Raw genomic sequence first — 26,515 nt, forward strand, 5'->3', positions numbered from 1 at the left:
CTAACATAGTAAAAATAATAAACTAGCCGGGCGGGTGCAATCGCACCGAATCTCACGCTTGAGGTGGCGCGCATGGTCGAGTGGTATCTGTTCCTGCCCCAGGTCCGGTTGTCGGCCGCCGACATCGCGGAACGGGCGCGCCGCGCCGAGGCCAGTGGTTTCGACGGCATCGTCTTCATCGATCACCTGGAAGCGCCCGGACTTCGGGACGAAAACATCTGGGAGGCAATGGGCATCGCCACCTGGGTGGCGGCCAAGACCGAGCGGCTGCGGATCGGCCACCTGGTGCTGTGCGACGCGTTCCGGCATCCCGCGGTGCTGGCCAAACAGGCGGTCACGCTGTCCGAGGCGTCGGAGGGCAGATTCGAGTTGGGCCTGGGCGCCGGATCCTGGCCGGCCGAATTCGCCAGATTCGATGTCGGCCAGCAGGATCCGAAGGCCAGGGTGGCCCAGCTCGCGCGGCACCTCGAACTCATCAAGCGGTACTGGGGCGACGACGGGCGCGGCGAGGCGCAGGCCCCGCGACGCTCGCATCCGATACCGCTGGTGCTGGGCGGAAGCGGCCCGCGGATGATGGAACTTGTTCGCACTCATGCGGATTGGTGGAATCTGCCGGCCAACAAGCTCGACAAGTTGCCGGCGCTGGCGCCGGCCGCGGGCAGCGCCCGGCTGTCCATTCAGCAGATGGTGGGCTTCGTCCGTGCCGGCCAGGATCCCGAAAAGGTGCGCGAGGTGAGCACCCGGCGCTTCGGCAACTTGGGGTCCGGTTTGGTCTGCGGGGACGCCGACGAACTCATCGGGCACTTCAGCGGCCTGGCCGCCCAACGCGTCGAGCGGTTCTACGTGTGGTTCGCCGACTTCGCCGCCCCGGATTCGCTGCGCGAGTTCGGCGAATCGGTGATCACGGCCTTTCCGGCCCGGTGAGCGTCAACCCCGTTGGGCGCGGCGGCGGGCCTCGGTGGGCACCACCGGCGGGCGGGCGAACGGGCCGCGCTGGACGGCGGACAACCGGATCTCGGGCAGATCGACCGACGGGTCGACGGTGTCCAGAAAGACGACCGCCTCGGCGACGTCGGACACCGCGATCGCATACATCTCGAACGGCACGTCCTGCAGCATCTCGGTGGCCACCGGGCCCGGCGTGACGAGGTGCACGCTGATCCCGTCGCGGTCGACCTCGAGCGCCAGCGCCCGCGCGAACGCATTCATGCCGGCCTTCGACGCGGAGTAGGCGGTGCGGGCCGGCATCGGTTCGTGCGCCGCCGAGGACGAGATGAACACCAGCCGGGAGCCGGCTTTCATCTTGGGCAGCACCGCCGAGGTCACCACAAAGCACGAATCCAGGTTGGCCGAGATGATGGCCCGCCACTGCTCGAAGGTCTGCTTGCGCGCGTAGGTTCCGCCCAGCGCGCCCGCCGCGTGGACGACGAGGTCGACCGTCTCCAATGTGCTTAGGGCAGCGGGGAATCCGATCGGATCGGAGGCATCGGCCACCATGTAGCGGGCACCGATCTCCTCGGCCGCCGCGCGCAACGGGGCTTCGCGGCGGGCGCACAGCAACACGTCGTAGCCGCGTTCGACCAGCTTGCGAGCGCACCCCTTACCGATCCCGCCGCTGCCACCGGTGACCAATGCGGTTCGCATGAGGATCGCAGGCCGCCCTTCAGGAGCGCCGGAGGTCCCGCGGCCGCGCCAGCGCCTGCGGGGAGAACGCGTGAATCCGTTGATCGGGCTGACCGGAGAGCACGTAGGTCTGGGTGTCGGCCAGATGTCGGCCGGCGATCCGGCGGGCGCGGTCGACGTTGCCCTCGGCGATGGTCTCGGTCAGCTTGACGTGGGTGTTGAGCACCGCGCGGCGCTGCGCGAGCGAGGGGTAGGTGCCGCGGGAGGAGCTCTCGTCGGCCCACTGCCGTTCGTGACTGGTCCACAGCGTCTCCAGGCTGCCGACCACCGCGATGATGGTGTGGTTTCCGCAGCCGCGGACCACGAGATCGTGGAATTGGCGGCCGATTTCGGTGAACAGCCGGCCGTCGTCGAGGTGGGTGGCCATCGACTCGTTGATCTTCGTCAGCTCGGGCACCAGCGTGTCCGCCCGGTCCGGTCGCCGCGCGGCCAACGCGGCGCAGGCGGGCTCCAGTTCCTGCAGCGCCATACCCAGGTCGGCCACCGCCACGGATTCACTCTGCAGCAGCAGGCCCAGCATGTAGGCGGCGCTGGTCTTCGCCGGGGCATGCACGACGGCGCCGCCGCGGTTGCCCCGTCGCACCGAAACCAGGCCCTCGGTCTCCAAAATCCGCAACGCCTCGCGCAGCGACACCAGGCTCACGTTGAATTGCTCGACCAGGACCTCCTGGCGCGGCAACAAATCGCCGTCGGCCAGCTCGCCGCTGATGATCTGACGGCGCAGCTCGTCGGCTACGATTTCGGCGATCCGCGGCGCCGACAACCGGCGCCGGGCGTCGGGGCCAATTCCCAAGGCGGTCATCCGATCCTCGAAACGAACAGCAACTCGCTGGCTTAGCTATTTTAACAGTAATGATATAAATAGCTTCCCTGATCGCGCGACGATCGGAAGGGCGGGTGCACTTGAGCGAGCGGTCCGACAGCCGGCCGACACCGCTACGGGATTTGCGTGTCGTCGAGATCAGCGACCGGATAGCCGGCAGCTACTGCGGCAAGCTGCTGCTCGACGCCGGCGCGCAGGTGCGCAAAATCGAACCGCCGCAAGGGGATTGGCTGCGCCGGTATTCGGCGAGCGGTTCGCCCGTCGCCCCCGGCGCCGACGCGCCGTTTTTCAGCTACCTCAACGCGGGCAAACGCAGCGTGACGTTCGGCTCCGGCGGCGACGACGCGGCGCGGTTTCGCGCCGAACTGGCCGGCGCCGACGTCATCGTCGTCACCGCCGGCCCGTCGCGGGCCGCGGCGCTGGGCATCGACCCGTCCCGACTGCTGCGGCAGTCGCCGCGCGCCATCGTCGTCACCATCTCCGACTTCGGCTGGACCGGCCCCTTCGCGCAGCGGGCCGCCACCGAGTTCACGCTGCAGGCGTGGGCGGGCTCGCCGGGGTTCCGCGGCGACCCGGCCGGGCCGCCGATCGCCATCGGGGGCGATCTGGGCGAGTACATGGGCGGTGTGTTCGCCGCGTTCGGCGTGCTGGCGCTGCGCCGCCGCGTCGAGCGCGGCGGCCCCGGCGAACACCTCGACCTGTCCATGCTGGAGGCGTTGACCGCGATGCAGAGCAGCGAATGGCTGCATTCGCAGCTGCTGCGCGTCCCGCCGATCCGTCGCACCACCGAAGTCCCGTCGATCGAACCCGCCAAGGACGGCTACGTCGGGATCACCATGGTCACCGGTCAGCAGTGGCTCGACTTCGCCGCGATGGTCGAATGCCCGCAATTGGAGGAGATCGAACAGTTGCGGTTCCAGATCGGCCGGTGGCAATACCGCGACCTGATCCGCGAACTGATCCATCCCTGGTTGGCCGAACGCACCGTCGCCGAAATCGTGGAATTGGGGCAGCTTTTCCGGCTGCCGATCGCCGCGCTGGGTAACGGTTCCACCATCCGGGATCTGGAATACGTGCGCGAGCGCGACGTGTTCGTCGAGAATCCCGCGGGTTTCCACCAGCCCCGCCCGCCGTGGCTGATGTCGGCGTGTGCGCCCGCGCCCGTCGGGGACACCCCCGCCGTTGGCGAGGCAGACCGTGAATTACCTTGGCGCCGAGACGATTCCGGTTCCGCTCCGGACCCGACGCTGCCGCCGCTGCCGCTGGCCGGGGTGCGCATCGTCGACCTCACCGCGTTTTGGGCAGGGCCGTCGGCAACACATCTGCTGGCCGCGTTCGGCGCCGACGTGGTCAAGATCGAATCGATCCAGCGCCCCGACGGCATCCGGTACTCCGGTGGCATGCGCACCGATGTGGACGACTGGTGGGAGTACGGCTGGGTGTTCCACGCGATGAACACCAACAAGCGTTCGGTCACACTGGATTTGGGCTCCGAGCAAGGCCGCGGTTTGTTCACCCGGCTGGTCGCCGACGCCGACGTGGTGATCGAAAACTTCTCGCCGCGGGTGATGGACCAGTTCGGGCTGACCGCCGACGTGCTGCTCGACATCAACCCCCGGCTGGTGTTCGCCCGGATGCCCGCGTTCGGCGTCGAGGGCCCCTGGCGGGACCGGGTCGGGTTCGCTCCCACCATGGAACAGATCGCCGGCCTGGCCTGGATCACCGGGCTGCCCGAGGGGCCGCCGGTGACACCGCGCGGAGCGTGCGACCCGCTGGCCGGTGTGCACGCCGCGTTCGCCGTGCTGGCGGCGCTCAATTTCGCCGAACGCACCGGCACCGGACAACTGGTCGAGCTGCCGATGCTCGAAACGGTGCTCAACGCCACCGCGATCCAGGCCATCGAGGCCGAAGTCTTCGGCGTCACGCTGAGCCGCCGGGGCAACCGCGGGCACGGCGCGGCGATCCAGAACATCTATCGCTGCGCCGGAGCCGAACGGGGCAAAGACGATTGGATCGCGGTCAGCGTCGGCGACGACGCGCAGTGGCGGGCGCTGGTGGACGTGATGGATCGGCCCGCGTGGTGTGCGGATCCGGATCTGGCTACCGTGGACGGGCGCCGGCAACGCGCCGACGACATCGACGCCCGGCTGGCGCAGTGGTTCGGCCGGCAGGACCTCGACTCGACGGTGGAGCTGCTGGCCGGCGCGGGCATTCCCGCCGCGCCGGTGGTGTCGCCGTCACTGGTCACCGACAACCCGCAACTGCTCGCGCGCGGGTTCTTCGAAGCGCTGCACCATCCCAGCACCGGGGTGGGCCTGTATCCGTGCCCGCCCTTCGCGCTGCTCACCGGCCAGGACAAGTGGCTGCTGCGGCCCCCGCCGAAGCTGGGCGAGCACAATGAAGAGATCCTGCGCGATCGGTGCGGGCTGACCGACGAAGAACTGACCCACCTCGCGGCCGGCGGGGTGATCGGGACCCGACCCAAGGGCCTCTGAGAGAAGTGGAGGGTAGCTGATGCGCGTGACGGTCGACGAAAACCTTTGTGAGGCCAACGGCTTCTGCGAATCGCTCGCGCCCGACGTGTTCGAGTTGGGGGACGCCGACGTGGTGCAGATCGCCGACGGGCCGGTGCCGCCGCGGCTGGAAATCGACGTGCGCGCCGCGGTGGACCAGTGTCCCAAGGCCGCGTTGCGGCTGATCGACTGACCTATCGCCGCCGCAGCGAGATCGGCATCTCGTCGTAGATCGACATGTTGGTGATCAGGTTCGGATAGGCGGCCTTGGCCGGACCGATCTCGATGTCGTCGCAGCGCAGCAACAGCTCGTCGAACACCGCGCGAAGCTCGGCGCGTGCGAGCATGGCGCCCAGGCAGTGGTGCGGCCCGCCGCCGCCGAACGCCACGTGCGGGTTGGGCTGACGGCCGATGTCGAACGTGAACGGGGCGTCGAAGACCTCCTCGTCGCGGTTGGCCGACCGCAGCATCGAGACCACCCGTTCGCCCTTGGCGATGCGTTGGCCGTCCATCTCGACGTCGACCTTGGCGGTGCGGGTCCAGTACGCCACCGGCGACGCCCAGCGCAACACCTCCTCGATGGCCGTCGGCCGCAGCGCCTCGTCGGCGCGATAGCGCTCGACCTGCCCGGGGTTGGCCAGAAACGCCTGCAGCCCGATGGCCAGGGCGTTCTTGGTGGTGTCGCTGCCGGCGAAAGCCAGGACGAAGAAGAAGAATTCGAGTTCATTGGCGGGCAGCCGGAATTCCTCGCCGTCTTCCCCGGTGATCACCGCGGTCGCGAGCGTGCTCCAGATGTCGCCGGTGGGGTTGCGCCGCTTGTCGGCGGTCAGCTGCATTGCATAGTCGAAGACCGAGGCGAACAGCTCGAGCTCCACCCCGCCGCGCGGGTGCGCCTCGGGTGCCAGCGCCTTGAGGATGCGGTCGAACAGGTCGAAGATTCGCGGTCGGTCCCGCTCGGGGATGCCAAGGATGTCGCCGATCACCGTCATCGGCAACGCGTCGGCGACGTCCTCGATCCAGTCGCCGCCGCCGTGGGCGAGCAGGTTGTCGATCATCCGCGCCGCACGCGCCCGGATGCCGTCCTCCAGCTTGGCGATCGCCCGCGGATTGAACGCGTTCGAGATGAGCTTGCGGCGCTTGTTCAGCTCCGGCGGGTCCATGGTGATGATCGTCGGCGACGACGAGAACATGGCGACCGGCTGGATGAGCGGGCCGTCGGCCGCGGTGAACGACTCGGTGTCGCGGTGCAGGCGGACCGCGTGCCGGTGCTTGGTCGCCACCCAGAAATCCCGGTGCACGGTCGCCGCCACGCCCGGGGTGAGGTCGTGGTGAAAAAGCGGCCGGGTGCGGCGCAGCTCGGTGAAGAGCTCGTCGGGAAAGCCGTTGCACCACAAGGAGAAATCCGAAAGGTCGACCGCTGCCGTCGTCATCGCCAAACCCCGTTCTGCCGGATCGTCGCCGCACGCGGCGGTGGCCGCGTTGACGTTCAATGCTTAAAATAGTAAAAATAGACCTGGTCGTCGAACCGCGGTGAGCGCCGGGCGGCGCCCGGCTAGCCTTTGGTCCGGACGGGATACGGAGTGCAAGTGGCGCGTACAGTTTCGGATTCGGCCCCCGATTCGGCCGAGGATCCTTCGGAGCGGGAGTTCGGGCAGGCCGGCATCGCATTGTCGACCTACCGGTTCCCGACGGGCTGGTTCATCGTGGCGTTCGGATCCGACCTGGCCCCCGGCCAGGTCAAGCGCGCGCACTACTTCGGCGAGGAGTTGGTGCTGTTCCGCACCGCGTCGGGGCGGGTGCACGTGATGGACGCCTACTGTCAGCATTTGGGCGCCAACCTCGGCGTCGGCGGCACCGTGGAGGGCGAGAACATCGTCTGCCCCTGGCACGGGTGGCAGTGGCGCGGCGACGGCAGCAACGCGCTGATTCCCTACAGCAAGATCGGCTGCAAGAACAACGTCCGCATCCGCACCTACCCGAGCATGGAGTGGTACGGCTTCGTGCTGGCCTGGCACGAGCGGCACGGCCGGGCCCCGTACTGGCAGCCGCCGGTGCTGCCGGAGCTGGAAACCGGCGAGTACTACCCGCTGCATCCGCACACCCAGATGGTCAACCGGGTCAAGGTGCACCCGCAGATGATCATCGAGAACGCCGCCGACCCCTACCACGTCCAGTACGTGCACAAGGCGGCCAATCCGGCCACCACCGCGTCGTTCGAGGTGTCCGGCTACCACCTGCACGCGACGGTCAACGCGCATTTCGGCGGGGGCCGGGCGCAGACCTGGCTGACGCCGAACGGGCCGGTCGACGCCAAGATCATCTACGACAACTACTCGCTGGGCCTGGGCGTGGTGCGCTTCCCCAGCGAGCTGGTGGCCACCGTCCAGGTCACCGGTCAGACGCCGGTCGACGAGGACTACACCGACTACTTCTACACCCAGGCGTCCGTGCGTGAACCGGGCGACACCGGTGACGTGCCCACCGGACGTGCCGCCCGGTTCCTGGCGCTTCAGAAGGAAGTCATCAAGCAGGACTTCTTCACGTGGGAGAACATGAAGTACCTGGAGAAGCCGAATCTGGCGCCGGAAGAGGCGCACGACTATGCGGCGCTTCGCCGTTGGGCGCACCGGTTCTACCCGGGACCCCAACCCGCCCCGACCGATTTCGGTTACACCGCCGACGGCGAGCCCGACCCGGCAGCCGCGAAGGCCTGATGCGGGCACCGGCCGACTTCGGCGTGGACCGTTTCACCGTGCCCGCCGTGCTGGATCGGCGCGCCGAGCAGCATCCGGACCGGGTGATGATGTCGATCGCCGGTGTCGATGTGACCTTCGCGCAGATGCGGCAGCGGTCCTGCGCGGCGGCGAACATGTTGAGCGACTTGGGTGTTGGGCGCGGCGACCGGGTGGCGCTGTTCTCCGGCACCTGCCCCGAGTGGGTCTACTTCTGGCTGGGCGCGGCGCGGATCGGGGCGGTCAGCGCGGCGATCAACGCCGCGCACAAGGGCGATTTCCTGCTGCACGCCCTGCGGCTGTGCCGGCCCGCGGTGATCTTCACCGACCCCGAACATCGGTCCCGTGCCGAACGAGCGGCCGCCGCGCTCGAGGGCCCCGCACGCATTGTGGTGCAAGGGGATTCGCTGACGGCGACGCTGAGTCGAGCCGCCGACCGCGCACCGGCCGAGGACCGCGGGGACGCGGGCGAGCTGGGCTGCTTGTTCTACACCTCGGGCACCACCGGCCCGTCCAAGGCGGTCGCCACCACCTGGCACTACCTGTTCTCGGTCGCGGCGACCGTCGCGGCGGCCTGGGAGTTCCGCCAGGGCGAGGTGCTGTGGACGGCGATGCCGTTGTTTCATCTCAGCGCGGCGCCCAGCGTGCTGGCACCCATGCTGGTCGGCGCAACCACGGTGCTGGCGGCGGCTTTTCATCCCCGCGAGGTGTGGGACGACATCCGCGCGCACGGCGCCGTCGGATTCGCCGGAGCCGGGGCGATGGTGTCGATGCTGCAGAACCTGCCTGCCGATCCGGGCGACGCGCGGCTGCCCTTGCGGTTCATCTCCGCCGCGCCGATCGATGCGAGGTCCTACCGCGACATCGAAAAGCGTTACGGCTGCCGCATTGTCACGATGTACGGGATGACCGAGGCGTTTCCGATCGCCGTCAAGGCGCTGGCCGACGCCGGCATCCCGGGCACCTCGGGCCGGCCGAATCCCGATTTCGAGGTGCGAATCCTCGACGCGCACGGGAATTCACTGCCTCCCGACACGGTGGGTGAGATCGCTTGTCGCCCCAGACATCCGCACGTCATGAGCGAGGGGTACATCGGCGACGACCTGGCGGTGCGGCCGCACCCGGAATGGTTTCGCACCGGCGATCTCGGTCGGCTGGATCGCGACCAGAACCTGACATACGTGGACCGCATCAAAGACGCGTTGCGCCGGCGCGGCGAGAACATCTCCTCGGTCGAGGTGGAGACGGTGGTCATGGGTCACCCCGCGGTGGCCGAGGCCGCCGCCGTCGGCGTGCCCGGCGAACTGGGCGAGGACGACGTGTTGGTGGTCGTGACCCTGCGGCCGGGCGCCACCCTGGATTGCGCGGAGTTGCTCGACTTCTGCGCGGACCGGATGCCGTACTTCTGTGTGCCGAGATATGTGGAAACGGTGCCTGAACTCCCGAAGAACGCCATCGGCCGAATACGTAAAGATTTGTTGCGCGCCCGAGGATTAACGACGAACGTCTGGGATCGGGAGAAGCATGGCTATGTCGTCCGGCGCTAAGTAGAGTTAGCGTCAACCGCGCAGTTCGCCGTCGGGTTTCCCGGAGAGGGTTCACAAGCAGATGTCCCTGACCTATCAACAAGAACAGTTTCTTCAGGCCGCGACGAGCCGAGCCGCCATCCTGAACCTGAACGCCCGGCACGATCGGGCCTATTCGGACGGCGACCGCGATGGCTGGATCGCCACCTTCCGCCACTCCGGCGCGAGCTACACCCGCGACGGAGAGGCGTTCACCGATCTGCGCGCCGCGTTCGACGGCGGCGACGACCAGCGCCTGGTCACCGTCGATCACGAGATCCACGTCGACGGGGTGACCGCGACGCAGCAGTGCGTCGCCGTGTTGTTCGCGGCCATGTTCGGTGACGCGGCGCTGCGGGCCACCGGGGTGTTCCGCGACGAGCTGATCTACGAGCGGGGCGGCTGGTATTTCACTTCCCGTGCCTTGCAGTGGGATTCGGTACCGAGTCGGCACCCGCTCGTCATGTGAGCGGCGCCGGCACGTGGATCAGGACTTCGGCCGGCGGCTGGCCTTCGGGACCTATGAAGACGCGCTGCGCATGGTCGGCGCGAAGGGCCAACCCCGCACCGCGGGCACGGCGGTCAGCGCCGCGCGCATCCAGCTGTTCGCCGCGATGGTCCGCGACGGCAACCGCTCGTACTGGGATTCCGCGTTCGCCCAACGCCATTGGGGAGGGCTGCTGGCGCCGCCGGCGCTGTTGATGGGCTGGCTGATTGCACCGCCCTGGCAGCCCGACGGCCGGCCATCCGCCTCATTGATCGCCCTGCGGGTGCCGCTGCCGGGCACCACGTTCATCAACGCGGCCAACGAGGTCGAGTTCCCCCACCCCATCGTCGAGGGCGACGTGCTGACCGTGGTCGACGAGCTGGTGTCGGTGTCACCGGAGAAGCGGACCCGGCTGGGCGTGGGCCACTTCGTCGAGACGCTGGAGACCTATCGGCGCCAGGACGGCACGGTGGTCGCCACCTCGCGGAACACGTTGTTCCGCTTCACCCCGGGGCCGTCGTCGTGACCGGTGCGGGCGTGGACTGGAGCCGGCTCAGCGTCCCCGCCGAGCTGCCGGAAGTGGTCGACCACATCAGCTACCAGCGGGTGGTGGAAAACGCCGGAGCGACGTGGGACTACTTCCCCGGCCATTTCGATCCGGATTACGCTCGGGCTCAAGGCAATCCGACGATCTATGTCAACACGATGCACCTGGCCGGCTTCGCCGACCGGGTCGCCACCGAGTGGGCGGGCCCACGCAGCCGGGTGGTGCGCCGCGCGATGCGGCTGGCCGGGCCGATATATGCCGGCGACACCATGATCGGGCGCGGCCGGGCGGTCGCCAAGCGCCGCGACACCTCGGTGGATCCGCCGAGATGCCTGGTCGACATCGAGATCGAAGTGACCAATCAGCATGGCGCGCTGTGCTGCCCGGTCGAGCTGACCGTGCAGCTGCCCTGACGCGCCGAGCGTGCAGTGGTTGCGAAAAATCCGCCGAATTTTCGCAGTGGTTGCACGCTCGGCGCTAATTCACAGCGGCGGCAGCTGCCCCTTGCACACGAGCGTCTGAAGCTCGACGTACTCGTGTAGCCCCTCGGGACCGAACTCCCGCCCGATGCCGGATTGCTTGAATCCGCCGAACGGGGCCCCGATGTCCAGGGTGTACATGTTGATGCCGTACGTGCCGGTGCGAACCGCGGCGGCGACCTCGAGGCCGTGGGCGACGTCGGCCGTCCACACCGAACCGGCCAGGCCGTAATCGGTTTCGTTGGCGATGCGGATGGCGTCGTCCTCGTCGCGGTAACGCAACACCGTCAACACCGGGCCGAAAATCTCCTCCCGGGCGATACGCATGTCGTTGGTGGCGTCGGCGAACAGCGTCGGCCGCACATACCAGCCGCGCCCGGCCGGGCTGTCCTCGCCGCCGAGCACCATGCGGGCCCCCTCACTGCGGCCGGACTTGATGTACTCCTGGACCCGGCGCTGTTGGCGTTGGGCGACAAGCGGTCCGATGTCCGTCGACTCGTCGGCCGGATCGCCGACATTCAGCTCCGCCATCATGGCGGCCAGGGCGTCGACGACCTCGTCGTGCTTGCGGTCGCTGACCAGGATGCGGGTCTGGGCGACGCAGGCCTGCCCGTTGTTCATCAGCCCCGCACTCTTCAGGCCGGCGACGGTCTTGTCGATGTCGGCGTCGTCGAGGATGATCGCCGCCGACTTGCCGCCCAACTCGAGGCTCACCCGCTTGAGCCGCTCCCCGCACAGGGCGGCGATCCGGCGCCCCACGGCACTCGAGCCGGTGAACGCGACCTTGTCCACTCCCGGGTGGCGCACCAGCGCCTCGCCCACGTCGGTGCCGCCGGGAAGCACCGACACCACACCCGGCGGCAGCTCCAGCTGCTCGATCATCTCGGCCAACCACAAAGCGTCCAAAGGGGTTTCGGGTGCTGGTTTCACGATCACCGTGCACCCCGCGATGAGCGCCGGGATCAGTTTGGGCATGATCAGGAACTGCGGCACGTTCCACGGCACGATCGCGCCCACCACCCCGACCGGGGCCCGGTGCAGGTGCACCTCGCCGAGCACGCCCTGGCGGCGTTCGGTCCAGGGAAAGTCCCGGGCGGCGGCCAGCGTGAGGTGGATCAGCGTCGCGGCGGCCGCTCCCTGACCCATCCGGCTGAAGCTGCGCGGCGACCCCATCTCGTCGGTGATCAGGTCGGCCATCTCGTCCATGTGCGCGGCGTAGATCGTGGCGAGCTGTTCGACCTTGGCCATCCGCTCGGCATGGCTCATCCGCGGCCATGGGCCGTGATCGAAGGCCCGGCGCGCGGCGGCGACGGCGGCGTCGACGTCCTCGGGACCGGCCGCCTGGGCATGGCCTATCGGCTGCTCGGAGTGCGGCGAGATCACGTCGAGCTGCTGCGGATTGGCCGGCTTTCGCCACTGCCCGCCGATGAACAGTTCGTCGTAGCAACGATGGTCGGAATTCTTCGTCATCGGGCGCCTCCTCGAGGCAGCGATGGGCGCTGGACCGGATCCGCACCGTAATTTGCTATTGACGCTAACATAGCGAAAAAAGGACAAGTCAGGAAGCCGCGGATGGATCATCGGCGACGGCGAGGCGAGAGATGAACAGCGACTGGCGCAGTTATCCATTCCAGCTGGTGCCCGGAGACGGCCAGCTCGAATTCCCCGCTGCCGAAGGCGAACACCGTGACCAGGAGTCGGACACCTGGTTCCTAGCGGGCCAGCTGGAGGCCGCCGGGGCCGACCGGTCGTTCGCCTTCCTGACCATCTTCAACAAGAACCGGCCCGGCGGCACGGTGGTCGCCGATTTCTACACGATGGCGCTGTTCGATCTCGATACCGGCGACTACGGCACCTATACGGATTACGACATGCCGCCGGCCAATCTCGAGCCGGGGGCGCCACGCAAGATGGGGCTGGCCGCCGGCTATCTCGACATCAGCTACGCCGGTGGCGCCGGCACCGCATCATGGACCAGCTGCCGCAACGGCGACGGCGGTTTACTGCCCTACACCTACCGGGTGAGCCTGGTCGGCGAGGACCATTGCGGCCGGCGGATGCGCCTGGACCTGGCCGTAACGCCAACGCGCGCACCGACTCCGGTGGGCGCGTCGGCCTACAACGGAAAGATCGTCTGCTTCGGCCAACGCGACACCTACTCCTACTTCCAGACCGGCATGGCGATGACGGGCACCCTGCGCTGGGGCGAGCAGGTTCACCAGGTGTCGGGCAGCAGCGGTCATGTCGATCGGCAGTGGTTCCCGAAATACGCCGGCGGTGGCGGATCCGGCGGAGACCCACGGGCCAGGTCGCACGAGTGGCGCACCATCAACTTCGACAACGGCGTCGACCTGAGCATCTGGCGGCAGTTCGACCGCACGAATAACAATGTCCTGCAACCGTTTACCGGGATCACGGTCAGCTATCCCGACTCCGCCATGGCGCCGGAGTGCGCCGAGGACGTCGAGGTCACCGTCAGCAGCTACGTCCGCTGGCCGGAGAGCATGCGGCCCTTGGTGCGTCCCCTTGCCCCTGCCCGGTACCTGCCCGATCGTCACCGGATCACCTGTCCCACATTGGGACTCGACATCACCGGCGAGCCGGTGGTGGCGGCGCCGGCGCACGGTCTGCCGATCGAATACATGGAAGGCCCCTACCGTTACCGCGGGACCCTGCAGGGACAACCGGTGACCGCGTTTGCCTTCAACGAACGGTCCCTGGCGCTCTACCGCGATTGGGAATTGGTCGAGGTGCTCGCCACCACCGTCATGCATACCGAACCGTCCGATCCCGACCTGCGGGCGACGGTGGATCGATTGGCCCCGTTGGTGGCCGCCGGCCGTCGGCGCGAGGCGGTCGAACTGCTGGCCGCCGTGCGCCCCGCCCAGACAGGCGCGCTGGCAACGTTATTGGACGATCTGGTGACGGTGCTGTCCACCGAGTCAGCCGGTTGAGGCCGCCAGCGCCTTGGCCCAGGTGATGTGGCGGTGCTGCAATCCCGGCTCGTTGCGGCCGAACACCAGGTGGTCGCGCGCGCCGGACTCGAGGTTGGCTTGCAGGCTCTCGACCAGCCGGTAGTCCTCGTCGCGCACGGTGGCGTGCGCATAGTCGAAGACGGCCTGGACGCCCGCGGCGACGGATTCGTCGGAAAGGTCTTGCGGTGTTGCGTTCTGGTGGACGGTGATTGACCGGCCGGGCCGATCGCCGGGGTAGACGCGGAACAGCTCGCCGTTGGCGATGGTCACCGACAGCACGATGTTGGGGAACAGCGCGTAGATCACCACCATGTTGTGGAACGGGTTCCACTGGTCCTCGGGTATGTCGTCGAGCTCCAGGATGGTGTTGAGCGGGAAGACCAGCCTATGATGCGGCCCGTAGGAGTCGAACACCGTGCAGTTGCTGCGCGCGATCGTGGCGAAGGTCTGCCGGTGCACGGTGGCGAAATGGTAGTTCTCGGCGAACGTGTCGATCGCGAGTTTCCAGTTGATCGCGCAGTCGAGCACCTTCTCGCCGAGCGGGGACCAGCGGCCGATACCCCAGGAGTCGAGTTCGTCGGCGAGCGGCCCGAGGTGGGTGGCCACGTCCAGCGTCGCTCCCGGATCCAGTGACACCCAAAGGAATCCGGCGAACTCGGTGGCCGGCAGCTCGGTCAGGCCGGCAGAGCGCAGCGTCACGTCCGGGAATCCCTCGCGGCCCGGCAGTCCGACCAGCCGGCCGGTGTTGTCGTAGGTCCACGCGTGGTAGGGGCAACTGAACCGGCTGGCGGTGCCGCATCCGGTCGCCACCTGCGACTGGCGGTGCAGGCAGACGTTGTTGAACGCCTTCACCGAGCCGTCGGAGGTTCGGGTCAACAGGACGGATCGGCCCATCACCGTCTTGGTGCAATACGTCCCGGGGGCGGGCAGCTCCGAGACGTAGCCCACCAACTGTGGGCTGGCCAGCAGCATGGCGCGGTCCTGCTGGTGCCGCTGCACGCAGGTGTAGTCACGCGCGTCGACGACGTGGGCGGTGGGGGCGAGATCGGTTGTCCTGTCCCGCGCCAGCTTCAAGGCACGCCGGGTCAGGTCGATGAGCTGATCGTGTTGCATCCGCTCAGTACAGACCTTGCGACAGTTGTAAGGTCAAGGAGTGGCTGAGCAGTTGCTGATCGGCGACGTCACGGCCCTGACCGGAATCGCCTCGGGCCGTATTCGCCACTACGAGAAGATCGGGCTGCTGCACGCCGACCACCTGTCCAACGGCTACCGCGTCTTCGACGTGGAACAGGTGCTCGACCTGTTGCGCATCGACCTGATGCGCAGTCTCGGCGTCGGCATCAACGACATTCAGCGATTGCTGCACGGCGGGCACAGCACGCTGGCGGATCTGCTCGACGAGCACCGCGCACTGCTGATCCAGCAGCGCGACCGGTTGGACCAACTGATCCGCGCCCTGGACGAATCCTGCGCCCAGTCAAGGGCGGCCGCCGACGGCACCGACGTCAGCGAGCACCTGCTGCGCCAGCTGGCGACCACGCATCGCGACAGCATCGGGGTGATCGGGCGGCTCAGCGCCCCGCTGCCGGCGCCGGTCGCCGCGATGTATGCCGACCTGTTCGACGAGTGGGACCTGCCGGTCCCCGCCCTGTTCGGGCAGATGAGGCTGCCGAGCGCGGCCAGCACCCTGCTGGCCCAACTGGCCGAGACCCCGGGGCGCCAGGTGCTGTTCGACCGGCTGCGCCGGCTGGCCGCCGACGTCATCGCGCTCGGCGAAAGCGTATCGGCGGCAACCGAACTCGCGCACAATTGGATCGAGCAGCAGCTGGCCGACCCGCTGCCCGACGACGTGGTCACGGTGCTGCGAGGCGTGCAACCGCTGTTGGGGCAGGACCCGGTGATCGTGCAGGGGTTTCGGGCCTGGGCGGGCTCGATCAGCCCGGCGGCCGCCCGGTTCATCGAGGAGATCGCGCGGCAGACCGCGCGCCGGGGCCTGGCGGCGGTGAGCGTCATCGTGCTGCCCGCGGCGGACCGGGCCCAAACCGCCGATGCGACGCCGTGATACAAATGTGACTCGTGTGATCAACGGGGCACATGGGGTTTATGTCGTACCCTATGGCCTGTGTCCTCCGTTTCGCGGCGCGATCTGCTGAAATTCGCGGCCGCGGCGCCGGCCCTGCTGGGCCTGGGCGTCGCGGGTTCGACGGCGTACGCCGCGCCGGCGTCGGCATCGCTGGGCACCCTGCTCGACTACGCGGCCGGTGTCATCCCGGGCAGCCAGTTGCGGGCGGCCGGCGCCCTGGGGGCGATTCGGTACGTGTCGGACCGCCGGCCCGGCGGGAACTGGATGCTGGGCAAGCCGATCCAGGTGGCCGAGGCGCGCGATCTCAACGCCAACGGGCTCAAGATCGTGTCCTGCTACCAGTACGGCAAGGGCAACACCGCGGACTGGCTGGGCGGCGCCAGCGCCGGCCTGCAGCACGCGCAGCGCGGCATGCAGCTGCACGCCGCGGCGGGCGGGCCGGCCACCGCACCCATTTACGCCTCGATCGACGACGACCCGTCCTACGAGCAGTACAAGAGCCAGATCGCGCCGTATCTGCGGTCGTGGGAGTCGGTGATCGGCCATCAGCGCACAGGCGTGTACGCCAATTCCAAAACCATCGATTGGGCGTTGCACGACGGGCTGGGCTCCTATTTCTGGCAGCACAACTGGGGATCGCCCAAGGGGTTCACCCATCCGGCCGCCCATCTGCACCAGGTCGAGATCGACAAACGCAGCGTGGGCGGGGTCGGGGTGGACATCAACGAGATCCTCAAGCCCCAATTCGGGCAGTGGGTCTAGCCGCCGCCGGGCCCTCGCGAGCCGTCACCGCGGCCGCCGGGCCGGCCGGAAGGCCGACTCTTAGAAATTCCAGCAAACACTCGTTCGCTCATTTTCTCGGCGCGCGGCCGCCGGCGATCGCCGCACGGCGCCGCCGACGCCGGCTCGACGGCGCTTCGCGGCGCAAAATTTTTACATAACGATTCGATAACAAAACTGCTTTGATCTGCGCAGTTATAGCTACTCGACCGTAACCACCTGCACGCAGCAGGTTTGTTCGCCGCGTCCGCGCCGCCGGCGAAACCCGGTGTTACCCACAACACGGTTACCCATGCGTAGAACTCACCAGTAACCGATCAGCACGCGAAACGAGGGGCCGATCCTTATGACACTCTTAGTGCAGCCGATGAAGTCCGCCGCGCCGCTTCGCACCACCGGGGCGGCCGCCGACGTCACACCGGCCGGCCGTTTCCCGGCCGCGATTCGACGCGGAATCGACGGGCACCGACGAGGCCCCAACCCTCTGGCGGTGACCGCCACACGAACTTCAGACCTAAAGACGCATATCAGGGGAGACAGAGAAGGTGACGATCCACGAGCACGACCGGGTGTCCGCCGACCGCGACGGGCAGGGCCCGCATGGGGTCAAGCACCCACCAGCCGGGGACACGCATGCTCTGGTCGACCGCCTGGCGGCCGGCGAGCCCTACGCGGTGGCCTTCGGCGGCCAGGGCAGCGCCTGGCTGGAGACCCTCGAAGAGCTGGTCTCGTCGGCCGGCATCGAGCCGGAGCTGGCAACCCTGGTCGGTGAGGTCGACCTGCTGCTCGAGCCGGTGGCGAAAGAGCTCGTCGTGGTGCGCCCGATCGGCTTCGAGCCGCTGTCCTGGGTGCGCGCGCTGGCCGCCGAGGACCCGGTCCCGTCCAACAAGCACCTGACCTCGGCCGCGGTCTCCATCCCCGGCGTGCTGCTGACCCAGATCGCGGCCGTGCGCGCGCTGGCACGCCAGGGCATGGACCTGACGGCCACGCCGCCGGTGGCCGTCGCCGGACATTCCCAGGGCGTGCTGGCCGTCGAGGCGCTCAAAGGCGCGGGCGCTCGCGACGTCGAGCTGCTGGCGCTGGCCCAGCTGATCGGTGCCGCCGGCACGCTGGTGGCCCGCCGGCGCGGCATCTCGGTGCTCGGCGACCGTCCGCCCATGGTGTCGGTCACCAACGCCGACCCCGAGCGGATCAGCCGGCTGCTCGACGAGTTCGCCCAGGACGTACGCACCGTGCTGCCGCCCGTGCTGTCCATCCGCAACGGCCGCCGTTCGGTCGTCATCACCGGCACCCCGGAACAGTTGTCGCGCTTCGAGCTGTACTGCCGGCAGATCTCGGAGAAGGAAGAGGCCGAGCGCAAGAACAAGCTGCGCGGCGGCGACGTCTTCGCGCCGGTGTTCGATCCGGTGCAGGTCGAGGTGGGCTTCCACACGCCCCGGCTGGCCGACGGCATCGATATCGTCGGCGGCTGGGCAGAGAAAGTCGGCCTGGACGTCGCCCTGGCCCGGGAACTGACCGAGGCCATCCTGGTGCGCCGGGTGGACTGGGTGCAGGAGATCACCCGCGTACACGAGTCGGGCGCGCGCTGGATTCTGGACCTGGGCCCCGGCGACATCCTGACCCGGCTGACCGCGCCGGTGATCCGCGGCCTCGGCGTGGGCATCGTGCCCGCCGCGACCCGCGGGGGACAGCGCAACCTGTTCACCGTCGGCGCCGTCCCCGAGGTGGCGCGGGCCTGGTCGAGCTACGCCCCGACGCTGGTTCGGCTGCCCGACGGCAGGGTCAAGCTGTCGACCAAGTTCACCCGCCTGACGGGCCGCTCGCCGATCCTGTTGGCCGGCATGACCCCGACCACGGTGGACGCCAAGATCGTGGCCGCCGCGGCCAACGCCGGGCACTGGGCCGAGCTGGCCGGCGGCGGGCAGGTCACCGAGGAGATCTTCGCCGCCCGGATCGAGGAGCTGTCCGGGCTGCTCGAGGAGGGCCGCACCTACCAGTTCAACGCGCTGTTCTTGGACCCGTACCTGTGGAAGCTGCAGGTCGGCGGCAAGCGGCTGGTGCAGAAGGCGCGCCAGTCCGGCGCGGCGATCGACGGCCTGGTGATCAGCGCCGGCATCCCCGAGCTGGAGGAGGCCGTCGAGCTGATCGAGGAGCTGGGCGACGTCGGCATCAGCAACATCGTGTTCAAGCCCGGCACCGTCGAACAGATCCGTTCGGTGATCCGCATCGCCACCGAGGTGTCCACCAAGCCGGTGATCGTGCACATCGAGGGCGGCCGCGCCGGCGGCCACCACTCCTGGGAGGACCTCGACGACCTGCTGCTGGCGACCTACTCGGAGCTGCGGTCGCGGCCCAACATCACCGTCTGCGTCGGCGGCGGCATCGGCACCCCCGAGCGGGCGGCCGAGTACCTGTCCGGTCGGTGGGCCGAGAAGTACGGCTTCCCGCTGATGCCGATCGACGGCATCCTGGTCGGCACCGCGGCGATGGCGACGCTGGAGTCCACCACCTCGCCGTCGGTCAAGCGGATGCTGGTCGAAACCCAGGGCACCGAGCACTGGATCGGCGCCGGAAAAGCCGTGGGCGGCATGGCATCCAGCCGCAGCCAGCTCGGCGCGGACATCCACGAGATCGACAACAGCGCCTCGCGGTGCGGCCGGCTGCTGGACGAGGTCGCCGGTGACGCCGAGGCCGTCGCGGAACGCCGCGACGAGATCATCGCCGCGATGGCCAAGACCGCCAAGCCGTACTTCGGCGACGTCGGGGAGATGACCTACCTGCAGTGGCTGCAGCGCTATGTCGAGCTGGCCATCGGCGACGGCGACTCCACCGCCGACACCGCGTCACCGGGCAGCCCGTGGCTGGCCGACACCTGGCGCGACCGTTTCGAGCAGATGCTGCAACGCGCCGAAGCACGTTTGCACGCAAAGGATTTCGGTCCCATCGAGACGCTGTTCGACGGCTCGACCGAGGACGGCGCGCGGCTGCTGGAAAACCCGGCCGAGGCCATCGCCACCCTGCTGGCGCACTACCCCGACGCCGAATCCGTGCAGCTGCACCCGGCCGACGTCCCGTTCTTCGTCACGCTGTGCAAGACGCCCGGCAAGCCGGTCAACTTCGTGCCGGTCATCGACAAGGACGTCCGGCGCTGGTGGCGCAGCGACTCGCTGTGGCAGGCCCACGACGCCCGCTACGACGCCGACCAGGTGTGCATCATCCCGGGCACCGCCGCGGTGGCCGGCATCACCCGGATGGACGAACCCGTCGGGGAACTGCTGGACCGCTTCGAGCAGGCCGCCATCGACGAGGCGCTGGCCGCCGGGGTGCAACCCGCGGCCGTCACGTCGCGCCGGACCGGTCGCGCCGACGTGACGGGACCGCTGGCCGTGGTGCTGGACGCCCCCGACGTGCAGTGGGCCGGCCGCACCGCGATCAACCCGGTGCACCGCATCGCCGAGCCCGGCGACTGGCTGGTGCACGACGGGCCGGACAGCCGCCGCGCCACCCACTCGTCCACCGGGGCGCGGCTGCAGGTCGAGGGCGACCGCGTCGTCCTCAGCGTCCCGGTGTCGGGCACCTGGGTCGAGATTCCATTCACCTTGCCGCCCAACACCATTGACGGCGGCACCCCGGTGGTCTCCACCGACGACGCGGCCACGGCGATGCGCGCGGTGCTGGCGATCGCCGCCGGCGTGGACGGGCCGGAGTTCTTGCCGAAGGTCGTCGACGGCGCGGCCACCGTCACGGTGGACTGGGATCCCGAGCGGGTCGCCGACCACACCGGGGTCACGGCCACCTTCGGTGAGCCGTTGGCGCCCAGCCTCACCACCGTGCCCGACGCGCTGGTCGGCCTGTGCTGGCCGGCGGTCTTCGCGGCGATCGGTGCGGCGGCCACCGACACCGGCGTCCCGGTCGTGGAGGGCCTGCTGAGCCTGGTGCACCTGGACCACGCCGCGCACATGGTCGGCAAGCTGCCCACCACGCTGGCCCAATTGACCGTCACCGCAACGGCTTCGGCGGCCGCCGACACCGACATGGGCCGCGTCGTCCCGGTCTCGGTCACCATCGCCGACGCCGGCGGCCAGGTGATCGCCACCCTCGACGAGCGTTTCGCGATCCTGGGCCGCACCGGCCCCGCCGAACTGACCGACCCCGCCCGCGCCGGGGGAGCGGTGTCGGAGAACGCCACCGACACCCCGCGCCGGCGCCGCCGCGACGTCACCATCACCGCGCCGGTCGACATGCGGCCCTTCGCGGTGGTGTCCGGCGACCACAACCCCATCCACACCGACCGGGCCGCCGCGCTGCTGGCCGGTCTGGAAACGCCGATCGTGCACGGCATGTGGCTGTCCGCCGCCGCCCAGCACGCGGTGACCGCCACCGACGGTCAGGCCCGCCCGCCGGCGCGGCTGATCGGCTGGACCGCCCGCTTCCTGGGCATGGTGCGTCCCGGTGACGAGGTCGCGTTCCGCGTGGACCGTGTCGGAATCGACCAGGGCGCAGAGGTTTTGGAGGTGGCCGCCCGCGTCGGGTCGGACCTGGTGATGTCCGCGACCGCGCGCCTGGCCGCCCCGCGCACCGTCTATGCGTTCCCCGGCCAGGGCATTCAGCACAAGGGCATGGGCATGGACGTGCGGGCCCGGTCCAAGGCCGCGCGCAAGGTGTGGGACAAGGCCGACAAGTTCACCCGCGACACGCTGGGCTTCTCGGTGCTGCACGTGGTGCGCGACAACCCGACCAGCATCATCGCCAGCGGTGTGCACTACAACCACCCCGAGGGCGTGCTGTACCTGACGCAGTTCACCCAGGTCGCGATGGCCACGGTGGCGGCGGCGCAGGTCGCCGAGATGCGTGAGCAGGGCGCCTTCGTCGAGGACGCGATCGCCTGCGGGCACTCGGTCGGCGAGTACACCGCGCTGGCCTGCGTGACGGGCATCTACGAGCTGGAAGCCTTGCTGGAGACGGTGTTTCACCGCGGCTCCAAGATGCACGACATCGTGCCGCGCGACGAGCTGGGCCGGTCCAACTACCGGCTGGCGGCGATCCGTCCGTCGCAGATCGACCTGCCGGACGACGAGGTGCCGGCGTTCGTCGCCGGAATCGCCGAGCGCACAGGGGAATTCCTGGAGATCGTGAACTTCAACCTGCGGGGTTCGCAGTACGCGATCGCCGGCACGGTGCGCGGGTTGGAGGCGCTCGAGGAAGAGGTGGAGCGGCGCCGCGAGATCACCGGCGGCAAGCGCTCGTTCATCTTGGTGCCCGGCATCGACGTGCCCTTCCACTCGCGGGTGCTGCGCGTCGGTGTGGCGGAGTTCCGGCGTTCGCTGGACCGGGTGATGCCGCGCGACAAGGATCCCGACATCATCATCGGGCGCTACATCCCCAACCTGGTGCCGCGGCCATTCACCCTGGACCGCGACTTCATCCAGGAGATCCGCGACCTGGTGCCGGCCGAACCGCTGGACCCGATCCTGGCCGACTACGACACCTGGCTCGCCGAGCGCCGGATCGAGATGGCCCGCACGGTGTTGATCGAGCTGCTGGCCTGGCAGTTCGCCAGCCCGGTGCGCTGGATCGAAACCCAGGACCTGCTGTTCACCGAGGAGGCGGCCGGCGGTCTGGGCGTGGAGCGGTTCGTCGAGATCGGTGTGAAGTCCGCACCGACCGTCGCCGGGCTGGCCACCAACACCCTCAAACTGCCCGAATATGCGCACAGCACAGTCGAAGTGCTCAATGCCGAGCGTGACGCGGCGGTGCTGTTCGCCACCGACACCGACCCCGAGCCGGAACCGGAGGCGGACGAGGCTTCCGATTCGGCCGTTCCGGCCTCATCGGACGGTGCACCCATGTCCGATGTCGCCCCGGCTCCGGCCGCGGCTCCGTCCGGGGCTCCGCGTCCCGAGGACATCCCGTTCGACGCCGCCGACGCCACGCTGGCGCTGATCGCGCTGTCGGCCAAGATGCGCATCGACCAGATCGAGGAACTGGACTCCATCGAGTCCATCACCGACGGCGCCTCGTCGCGGCGCAACCAGCTGCTGGTGGACCTGGGATCGGAGCTGAACCTGGGCGCCATCGACGGCGCCGCCGAAGCCGACCTGGCCGGGTTGCGCACTCAGGTGACCAAGCTGGCGCGCACCTACAAGCCTTACGGCCCAGTGCTTTCCGACGCGATCAACGACCAGCTGCGCACGGTGCTGGGGCCCTCGGGTAAGCGGCCCGGCGCCATCGCCGAGCGGGTCAAGAAGACCTGGGAGCTCGGCGAGGGCTGGGCCAAGCACGTCACGGTCGAGGTGGCGCTGGGCACCCGCGAGGGCACCAGTGTCCGCGGCGGCGCGCTGGGTCATCTGCACGAGGGCGCGCTGGCCGACGCCGCCGCCGTCGACAAGGCCATCGACGCCGCGGTCGCCGCGGTCGCCGCGCGGCGCGGCATCACGGTGGCGCTGCCGTCCGCGGGCGGTGGCGGTGCCGGTGCGACCATCGACGCCGTCGCACTGGGCGAATTCACCGAACAGATCACCGGCCGCGACGGCGTGCTGGCCTCGGCGGCGCGCCTGGTGCTCAACCAGCTGGGCCTGGACGAGCCGGCTGGCGCCGCGGCCGCGTCAGCGGCCACCGACGCCGAGCTGATCGACCTGGTGACGGCCGAACTCGGCGCGGACTGGCCGCGTCTGGTGGCGCCGGTGTTCGACCCCAAGAAGGCCGTGCTGTTCGACGACCGGTGGGCCAGCGCCCGCGAAGACCTGGTCAAGTTGTGGCTCGCCGACGAGGGCGACATCGACTCGCAGTGGCTGCACCTGTCCGAAAGGTTCGAGGGCGCAGGCCATGTCGTGGCCACCCAGGCCACCTGGTGGCAGGGCAAAGCCCTGTCCGCGGGCCGCGCCGTGCACGCGTCGCTGTACGGCCGCATCGCCGCCGGCGCCGAGAATCCCGACCCGGGCCGCTACAGCCACGAGGTCGCCGTGGTGACCGGCGCGTCCAAAGGTTCGATCGCCTCGTCGGTGGTCGCGCGACTGCTCGACGGCGGCGCCACCGTCATCGCGACCACGTCGAAGCTGGACGACGAGCGGCTGGCGTTCTACCGGGGCCTGTATCGCGACCACGCACGCTACGGCGCGGCGCTGTGGGTGGTCGCCGCCAATATGGCGTCCTACTCCGACATCGATGCGCTGGTCGAGTGGATCGGCACCGAGCAGACGGAAAGCCTTGGGCCCCAGTCGATCCACATCAAGGACGCGCAGACCCCGACGCTGTTGTTCCCGTTCGCCGCACCGCGGGTGGCCGGCGACCTGTCCGAGGCCGGCTCTCGCTCCGAGATGGAGATGAAGGTGCTGCTGTGGGCGGTGCAGCGGCTGATCGGCGGGCTGTCCAAGATCGGTGCCGAGCGCGACATCGCCTCCCGGCTGCACGTCGTGCTGCCCGGCTCGCCCAACCGCGGAATGTTCGGCGGCGACGGCGCTTACGGTGAGGCCAAGTCGGCGCTGGACGCGCTGGTGAGTCGTTGGCACGCCGAGTCGTCCTGGGCGGCCCGGGTCAGCCTGGCGCACGCGCTGATCGGCTGGACCCGCGGCACCGGGCTGATGGGCCACAACGACGCCATCGTCGACGCGGTCGAACAGGCCGGCGTCACCACCTACTCCACCGACGAGATGGCGGCGATGCTGCTGGATCTCTGCGACGTCGAGTCGAAGGTGGCCGCGGCCAGCGCCCCGATCAAGGCCGACCTGACCGGCGGCCTGGGCGAGGCCGACCTGGACATGGCCGAGCTGGCCGCCAAGGCCCGCGAGCAGGCCACCGGCGCGGAGCCGGCCGCCGACGACGGCCCGACGCCGGGCACCATCGCCGCGCTGCCGTCGCCGCCGCGCGGGTTCACCCCGGCACCGCCGCCGGAGTGGGCCGACCTGGACGTCGACCCGGCCGATCTGGTGGTGATCGTCGGCGGCGCCGAACTCGGCCCGTACGGCTCGTCGCGCACCCGCTTCGAGATGGAGGTCGACAACGAACTGTCGGCGGCGGGGGTGCTCGAGCTGGCCTGGACCACCGGCCTGATCCGCTGGGAGGACGACCCCCAACCCGGTTGGTACGACACCGAATCCGGTGAGCTGGTCGACGAGTCCGAGCTGGTCGAGCGCTACCACGACACCGTCGTGGCGCGCTGCGGCATCCGCGAGTTCGTCGACGACGGCGCGATCGACCCCGATCACGCGTCGCCGCTGCTGGTCTCGGTGTTCCTGGACAAGGACTTCACCTTCGTGGTGTCCTCGGAGGCCGACGCCCGCGCGTTCGTCGAGTTCGATCCCGAACACACGATCATCCGGCCGGTGCCCGACTCCAGCGACTGGCAGGTCACCCGCAAGGCGGGCACCGAGATCCGGGTGCCGCGAAAGACCAAGCTTTCGCGGGTGGTTGGCGGCCAGCTGCCTACCGGGTTCGACCCGACGGTCTGGGGCATCAGCCCCGACATGGCGAGTTCCATTGACCGGGTAGCGGTTTGGAACATCGTGGCGACGGTCGACGCATTCCTGAGCGCCGGGTTCAGCCCGGCCGAGGTGATGCGCTACGTGCACCCGAGCCTGGTGGCCAACACCATGGGCACCGGCATGGGCGGCGGCACCTCGATGCAGACGCTGTATCACGGCAACCTGCTGGGCCGTAACAAGCCCAATGACATCTTCCAGGAGATCCTGCCGAATATCGTTGCCGCACATGTGGTTCAGTCCTACATCGGCAGCTACGGCGCCATGATCCACCCGGTGGCCGCGTGCGCGACGGCCGCGGTCTCGGTGGAGGAAGGCGTCGACAAGATCCGGCTGGGCAAGGCGGAGATGGTGGTCGCCGGCGGCATCGACGACCTGACGCTGGAGGGCATCATCGGGTTCGGTGACATGGCGGCCACCGCCGACACCGGCATGATGCGCGGCCGGGGCATCTCGGACGCCAAGTTCTCCCGGCCCAACGACCGGCGCCGGCTCGGCTTCGTCGAGGCCCAGGGCGGCGGCACCATCCTGCTGGCCCGCGGCGACCTGGCGTTGAAGATGGGTCTGCCGGTGCTGGCGGTGGTGGCCTACGCGCAGTCGTTCGCCGACGGCGTGCACACCTCGATCCCGGCGCCGGGGCTGGGTGCGCTGGGAGCCGGTCGCGGCGGCAAGGATTCGCCGTTGGCGCGCGCGCTGGCCAAGCTCGGGGTGGGCGCCGACGACGTCGCGGTGATCTCCAAGCACGACACCTCGACGCTGGCCAACGATCCCAACGAGACCGAACTGCACGAGCGGCTCGCCGACTCGCTGGGGCGCTCGGAGGGTGCTCCGCTGTTCGTGGTGTCGCAGAAGAGCCTCACCGGGCACGCCAAGGGCGGCGCGGCGGTCTTCCAGATGATGGGCCTGTGCCAGATGCTGCGCGACGGGGTGATCCCGCCCAACCGCAGCCTGGATTGCGTCGACGACGAACTCGCCGGCTCGGCCCACTTCGTCTGGGTGCGCGAGACCTTGCGGCTCGGCGACAAGTTCCCGCTGAAGGCGGGGATGGTGACCAGCCTTGGCTTCGGCCATGTTTCGGGTTTGGTGGCGCTGGTGCACCCGCAGGCGTTCCTCGCCGCGCTCGACCCGGAGCAGCGCGCGGACTACCAGCAGCGCGCCAACGCGCGGCTGCTGGCCGGTCAGCGGCGGCTGGTCTCGGCGATCGCCGGGGGCGCGCCGATGTACCAGCGGCCACCGGACCGTCGCTTCGACCATGACGTGCCGGAGAAGCGTCAGGAGGCCGCGATGCTGCTCGATCCCGCCTCGCGGTTGGGTGACGGCGACGCCTACCAGGTCTCTGCCGGGTGACGGCGGCGATCCGTTAGCCTGGCG

At 69.2% G+C, this 26,515-nt stretch carries 17 protein-coding genes; 12 read left to right on the plus strand and 5 right to left on the minus strand.

Annotated elements, in window-relative coordinates; genetic code table 11:
* The first annotated feature begins 72 nt into the window (after positions 1–72).
* Positions 73–924, plus strand: coding sequence for an LLM class flavin-dependent oxidoreductase (locus H7I87_RS12315; RefSeq protein ID WP_011724261.1), 852 nt, complete (start codon positions 73–75; stop codon positions 922–924).
* Between the two features lie 3 nt (positions 925–927).
* Here the strand turns inward: H7I87_RS12315 and H7I87_RS12320 are convergent, their stop codons facing one another.
* Both H7I87_RS12320 and H7I87_RS12325 read right to left on the minus strand, forming a co-directional pair.
* Positions 928–1,644 (minus strand): SDR family oxidoreductase, encoded by a 717-nt coding sequence (locus H7I87_RS12320; RefSeq protein ID WP_011724262.1) that lies wholly within the window; start codon positions 1,642–1,644, stop codon positions 928–930.
* A gap of 19 nt (positions 1,645–1,663) precedes the next feature.
* Complete coding sequence (locus H7I87_RS12325; protein ID WP_003873121.1) at positions 1,664–2,485, minus strand: FadR/GntR family transcriptional regulator; 822 nt, start codon at positions 2,483–2,485, stop codon at positions 1,664–1,666.
* A gap of 95 nt (positions 2,486–2,580) precedes the next feature.
* Here H7I87_RS12325 and H7I87_RS12330 point away from each other — a divergent pair, with 95 nt between their 5' ends.
* Both H7I87_RS12330 and H7I87_RS12335 read left to right on the plus strand, forming a co-directional pair.
* Positions 2,581–5,001, plus strand: a complete 2,421-nt coding sequence (locus H7I87_RS12330; RefSeq protein WP_011724263.1) for a CaiB/BaiF CoA-transferase family protein — start codon at positions 2,581–2,583, stop codon at positions 4,999–5,001.
* Between the two features lie 19 nt (positions 5,002–5,020).
* On the plus strand, positions 5,021–5,212 hold the full coding sequence (locus H7I87_RS12335; protein WP_003877411.1) for a ferredoxin: 192 nt from the start codon (positions 5,021–5,023) through the stop codon (positions 5,210–5,212).
* Position 5,213: 1 nt separating this feature from the next.
* On the opposite strand, the gene H7I87_RS12340 is transcribed toward H7I87_RS12335, so the two are convergent.
* The gene (locus tag H7I87_RS12340; protein ID WP_019732497.1) at positions 5,214–6,509 is read right to left on the minus strand and encodes a cytochrome P450; all 1,296 of its coding nucleotides are present in this window, start codon (positions 6,507–6,509) and stop codon (positions 5,214–5,216) included.
* A gap of 96 nt (positions 6,510–6,605) precedes the next feature.
* Here H7I87_RS12340 and H7I87_RS12345 point away from each other — a divergent pair, with 96 nt between their 5' ends.
* The 5 genes from H7I87_RS12345 (at position 6,606) to H7I87_RS12365 (ending at position 10,763) form a co-directional block, all read left to right on the plus strand.
* Positions 6,606–7,733, plus strand: coding sequence for an aromatic ring-hydroxylating oxygenase subunit alpha (locus H7I87_RS12345; protein WP_011724265.1), 1,128 nt, complete (start codon positions 6,606–6,608; stop codon positions 7,731–7,733).
* The gene (locus H7I87_RS12350) at positions 7,733–9,298 is read left to right on the plus strand and encodes an AMP-binding protein (RefSeq protein WP_009975862.1); all 1,566 of its coding nucleotides are present in this window, start codon (positions 7,733–7,735) and stop codon (positions 9,296–9,298) included. The genes H7I87_RS12345 and H7I87_RS12350 overlap by 1 nt, the downstream gene beginning before the upstream one ends.
* Before the next feature lie 61 nt (positions 9,299–9,359).
* Positions 9,360–9,785, plus strand: a complete 426-nt coding sequence (locus H7I87_RS12355) for a nuclear transport factor 2 family protein (RefSeq protein WP_009975863.1) — start codon at positions 9,360–9,362, stop codon at positions 9,783–9,785.
* Between the two features lie 13 nt (positions 9,786–9,798).
* On the plus strand, positions 9,799–10,329 hold the full coding sequence (locus H7I87_RS12360) for a MaoC family dehydratase (RefSeq protein ID WP_011724266.1): 531 nt from the start codon (positions 9,799–9,801) through the stop codon (positions 10,327–10,329).
* Positions 10,326–10,763 (plus strand): MaoC family dehydratase, encoded by a 438-nt coding sequence (locus H7I87_RS12365; RefSeq protein ID WP_003873112.1) that lies wholly within the window; start codon positions 10,326–10,328, stop codon positions 10,761–10,763. The genes H7I87_RS12360 and H7I87_RS12365 overlap by 4 nt, the downstream gene beginning before the upstream one ends.
* Before the next feature lie 69 nt (positions 10,764–10,832).
* Here H7I87_RS12365 and H7I87_RS12370 read toward each other — a convergent pair whose 3' ends face one another.
* On the minus strand, positions 10,833–12,299 hold the full coding sequence (locus H7I87_RS12370; protein WP_011724268.1) for an aldehyde dehydrogenase: 1,467 nt from the start codon (positions 12,297–12,299) through the stop codon (positions 10,833–10,835).
* A 131-nt stretch (positions 12,300–12,430) separates the two neighbouring features.
* Between H7I87_RS12370 and H7I87_RS12375 the strand changes: the two genes are divergently transcribed.
* Entirely contained in the window at positions 12,431–13,783 is a 1,353-nt protein-coding gene (locus H7I87_RS12375) for a lipocalin-like domain-containing protein (RefSeq protein ID WP_009975872.1), read from the plus strand.
* Here the strand turns inward: H7I87_RS12375 and H7I87_RS12380 are convergent.
* A complete protein-coding gene (locus H7I87_RS12380) occupies positions 13,772–14,917 on the minus strand; it encodes an aromatic ring-hydroxylating oxygenase subunit alpha (protein WP_011724269.1) in 1,146 nt (381 codons plus the stop codon). The two genes, H7I87_RS12375 and H7I87_RS12380, sit on opposite strands and share 12 nt — an antisense overlap.
* Before the next feature lie 40 nt (positions 14,918–14,957).
* Between H7I87_RS12380 and H7I87_RS12385 the strand changes: the two genes are divergently transcribed.
* The 3 genes from H7I87_RS12385 (at position 14,958) to H7I87_RS12395 (ending at position 26,491) form a co-directional block, all read left to right on the plus strand.
* Positions 14,958–15,866: a MerR family transcriptional regulator gene (locus H7I87_RS12385; protein ID WP_011724270.1), complete on the plus strand. Its 909-nt coding sequence runs from the start codon at positions 14,958–14,960 to the stop codon at positions 15,864–15,866.
* Positions 15,867–15,926: 60 nt separating this feature from the next.
* Entirely contained in the window at positions 15,927–16,649 is a 723-nt protein-coding gene (locus tag H7I87_RS12390; protein WP_009975877.1) for a DUF1906 domain-containing protein, read from the plus strand.
* 563 nt (positions 16,650–17,212) lie between these two features.
* Positions 17,213–26,491: a type I polyketide synthase gene (locus tag H7I87_RS12395; RefSeq protein WP_011724273.1), complete on the plus strand. Its 9,279-nt coding sequence runs from the start codon at positions 17,213–17,215 to the stop codon at positions 26,489–26,491.
* Positions 26,492–26,515: the final 24 nt, after the last annotated feature.

This window comes from Mycobacterium timonense, assembly GCF_025821985.1.
Classification (GTDB): domain Bacteria; phylum Actinomycetota; class Actinomycetes; order Mycobacteriales; family Mycobacteriaceae; genus Mycobacterium; species Mycobacterium avium.

Bases quoted from the DNA above. Each gene is read 5' to 3' on its own strand.
- H7I87_RS12315 (WP_011724261.1), top strand. From the start codon at position 73: ATGGTCGAGTGGTATCTGTTCCTGCCCCAGGTCCGGTTGTCGGCCGCC.
- H7I87_RS12320 (WP_011724262.1), bottom strand. From the start codon at position 1,644: ATGCGAACCGCATTGGTCACCGGTGGCAGCGGCGGGATCGGTAAGGGG.
- H7I87_RS12325 (WP_003873121.1), bottom strand. From the start codon at position 2,485: ATGACCGCCTTGGGAATTGGCCCCGACGCCCGGCGCCGGTTGTCGGCG.
- H7I87_RS12335 (WP_003877411.1), top strand. From the start codon at position 5,021: ATGCGCGTGACGGTCGACGAAAACCTTTGTGAGGCCAACGGCTTCTGC.
- H7I87_RS12350 (WP_009975862.1), top strand. From the start codon at position 7,733: ATGCGGGCACCGGCCGACTTCGGCGTGGACCGTTTCACCGTGCCCGCC.
- H7I87_RS12355 (WP_009975863.1), top strand. From the start codon at position 9,360: ATGTCCCTGACCTATCAACAAGAACAGTTTCTTCAGGCCGCGACGAGC.
- H7I87_RS12370 (WP_011724268.1), bottom strand. From the start codon at position 12,299: ATGACGAAGAATTCCGACCATCGTTGCTACGACGAACTGTTCATCGGC.
- H7I87_RS12375 (WP_009975872.1), top strand. From the start codon at position 12,431: ATGAACAGCGACTGGCGCAGTTATCCATTCCAGCTGGTGCCCGGAGAC.
- H7I87_RS12380 (WP_011724269.1), bottom strand. From the start codon at position 14,917: ATGCAACACGATCAGCTCATCGACCTGACCCGGCGTGCCTTGAAGCTG.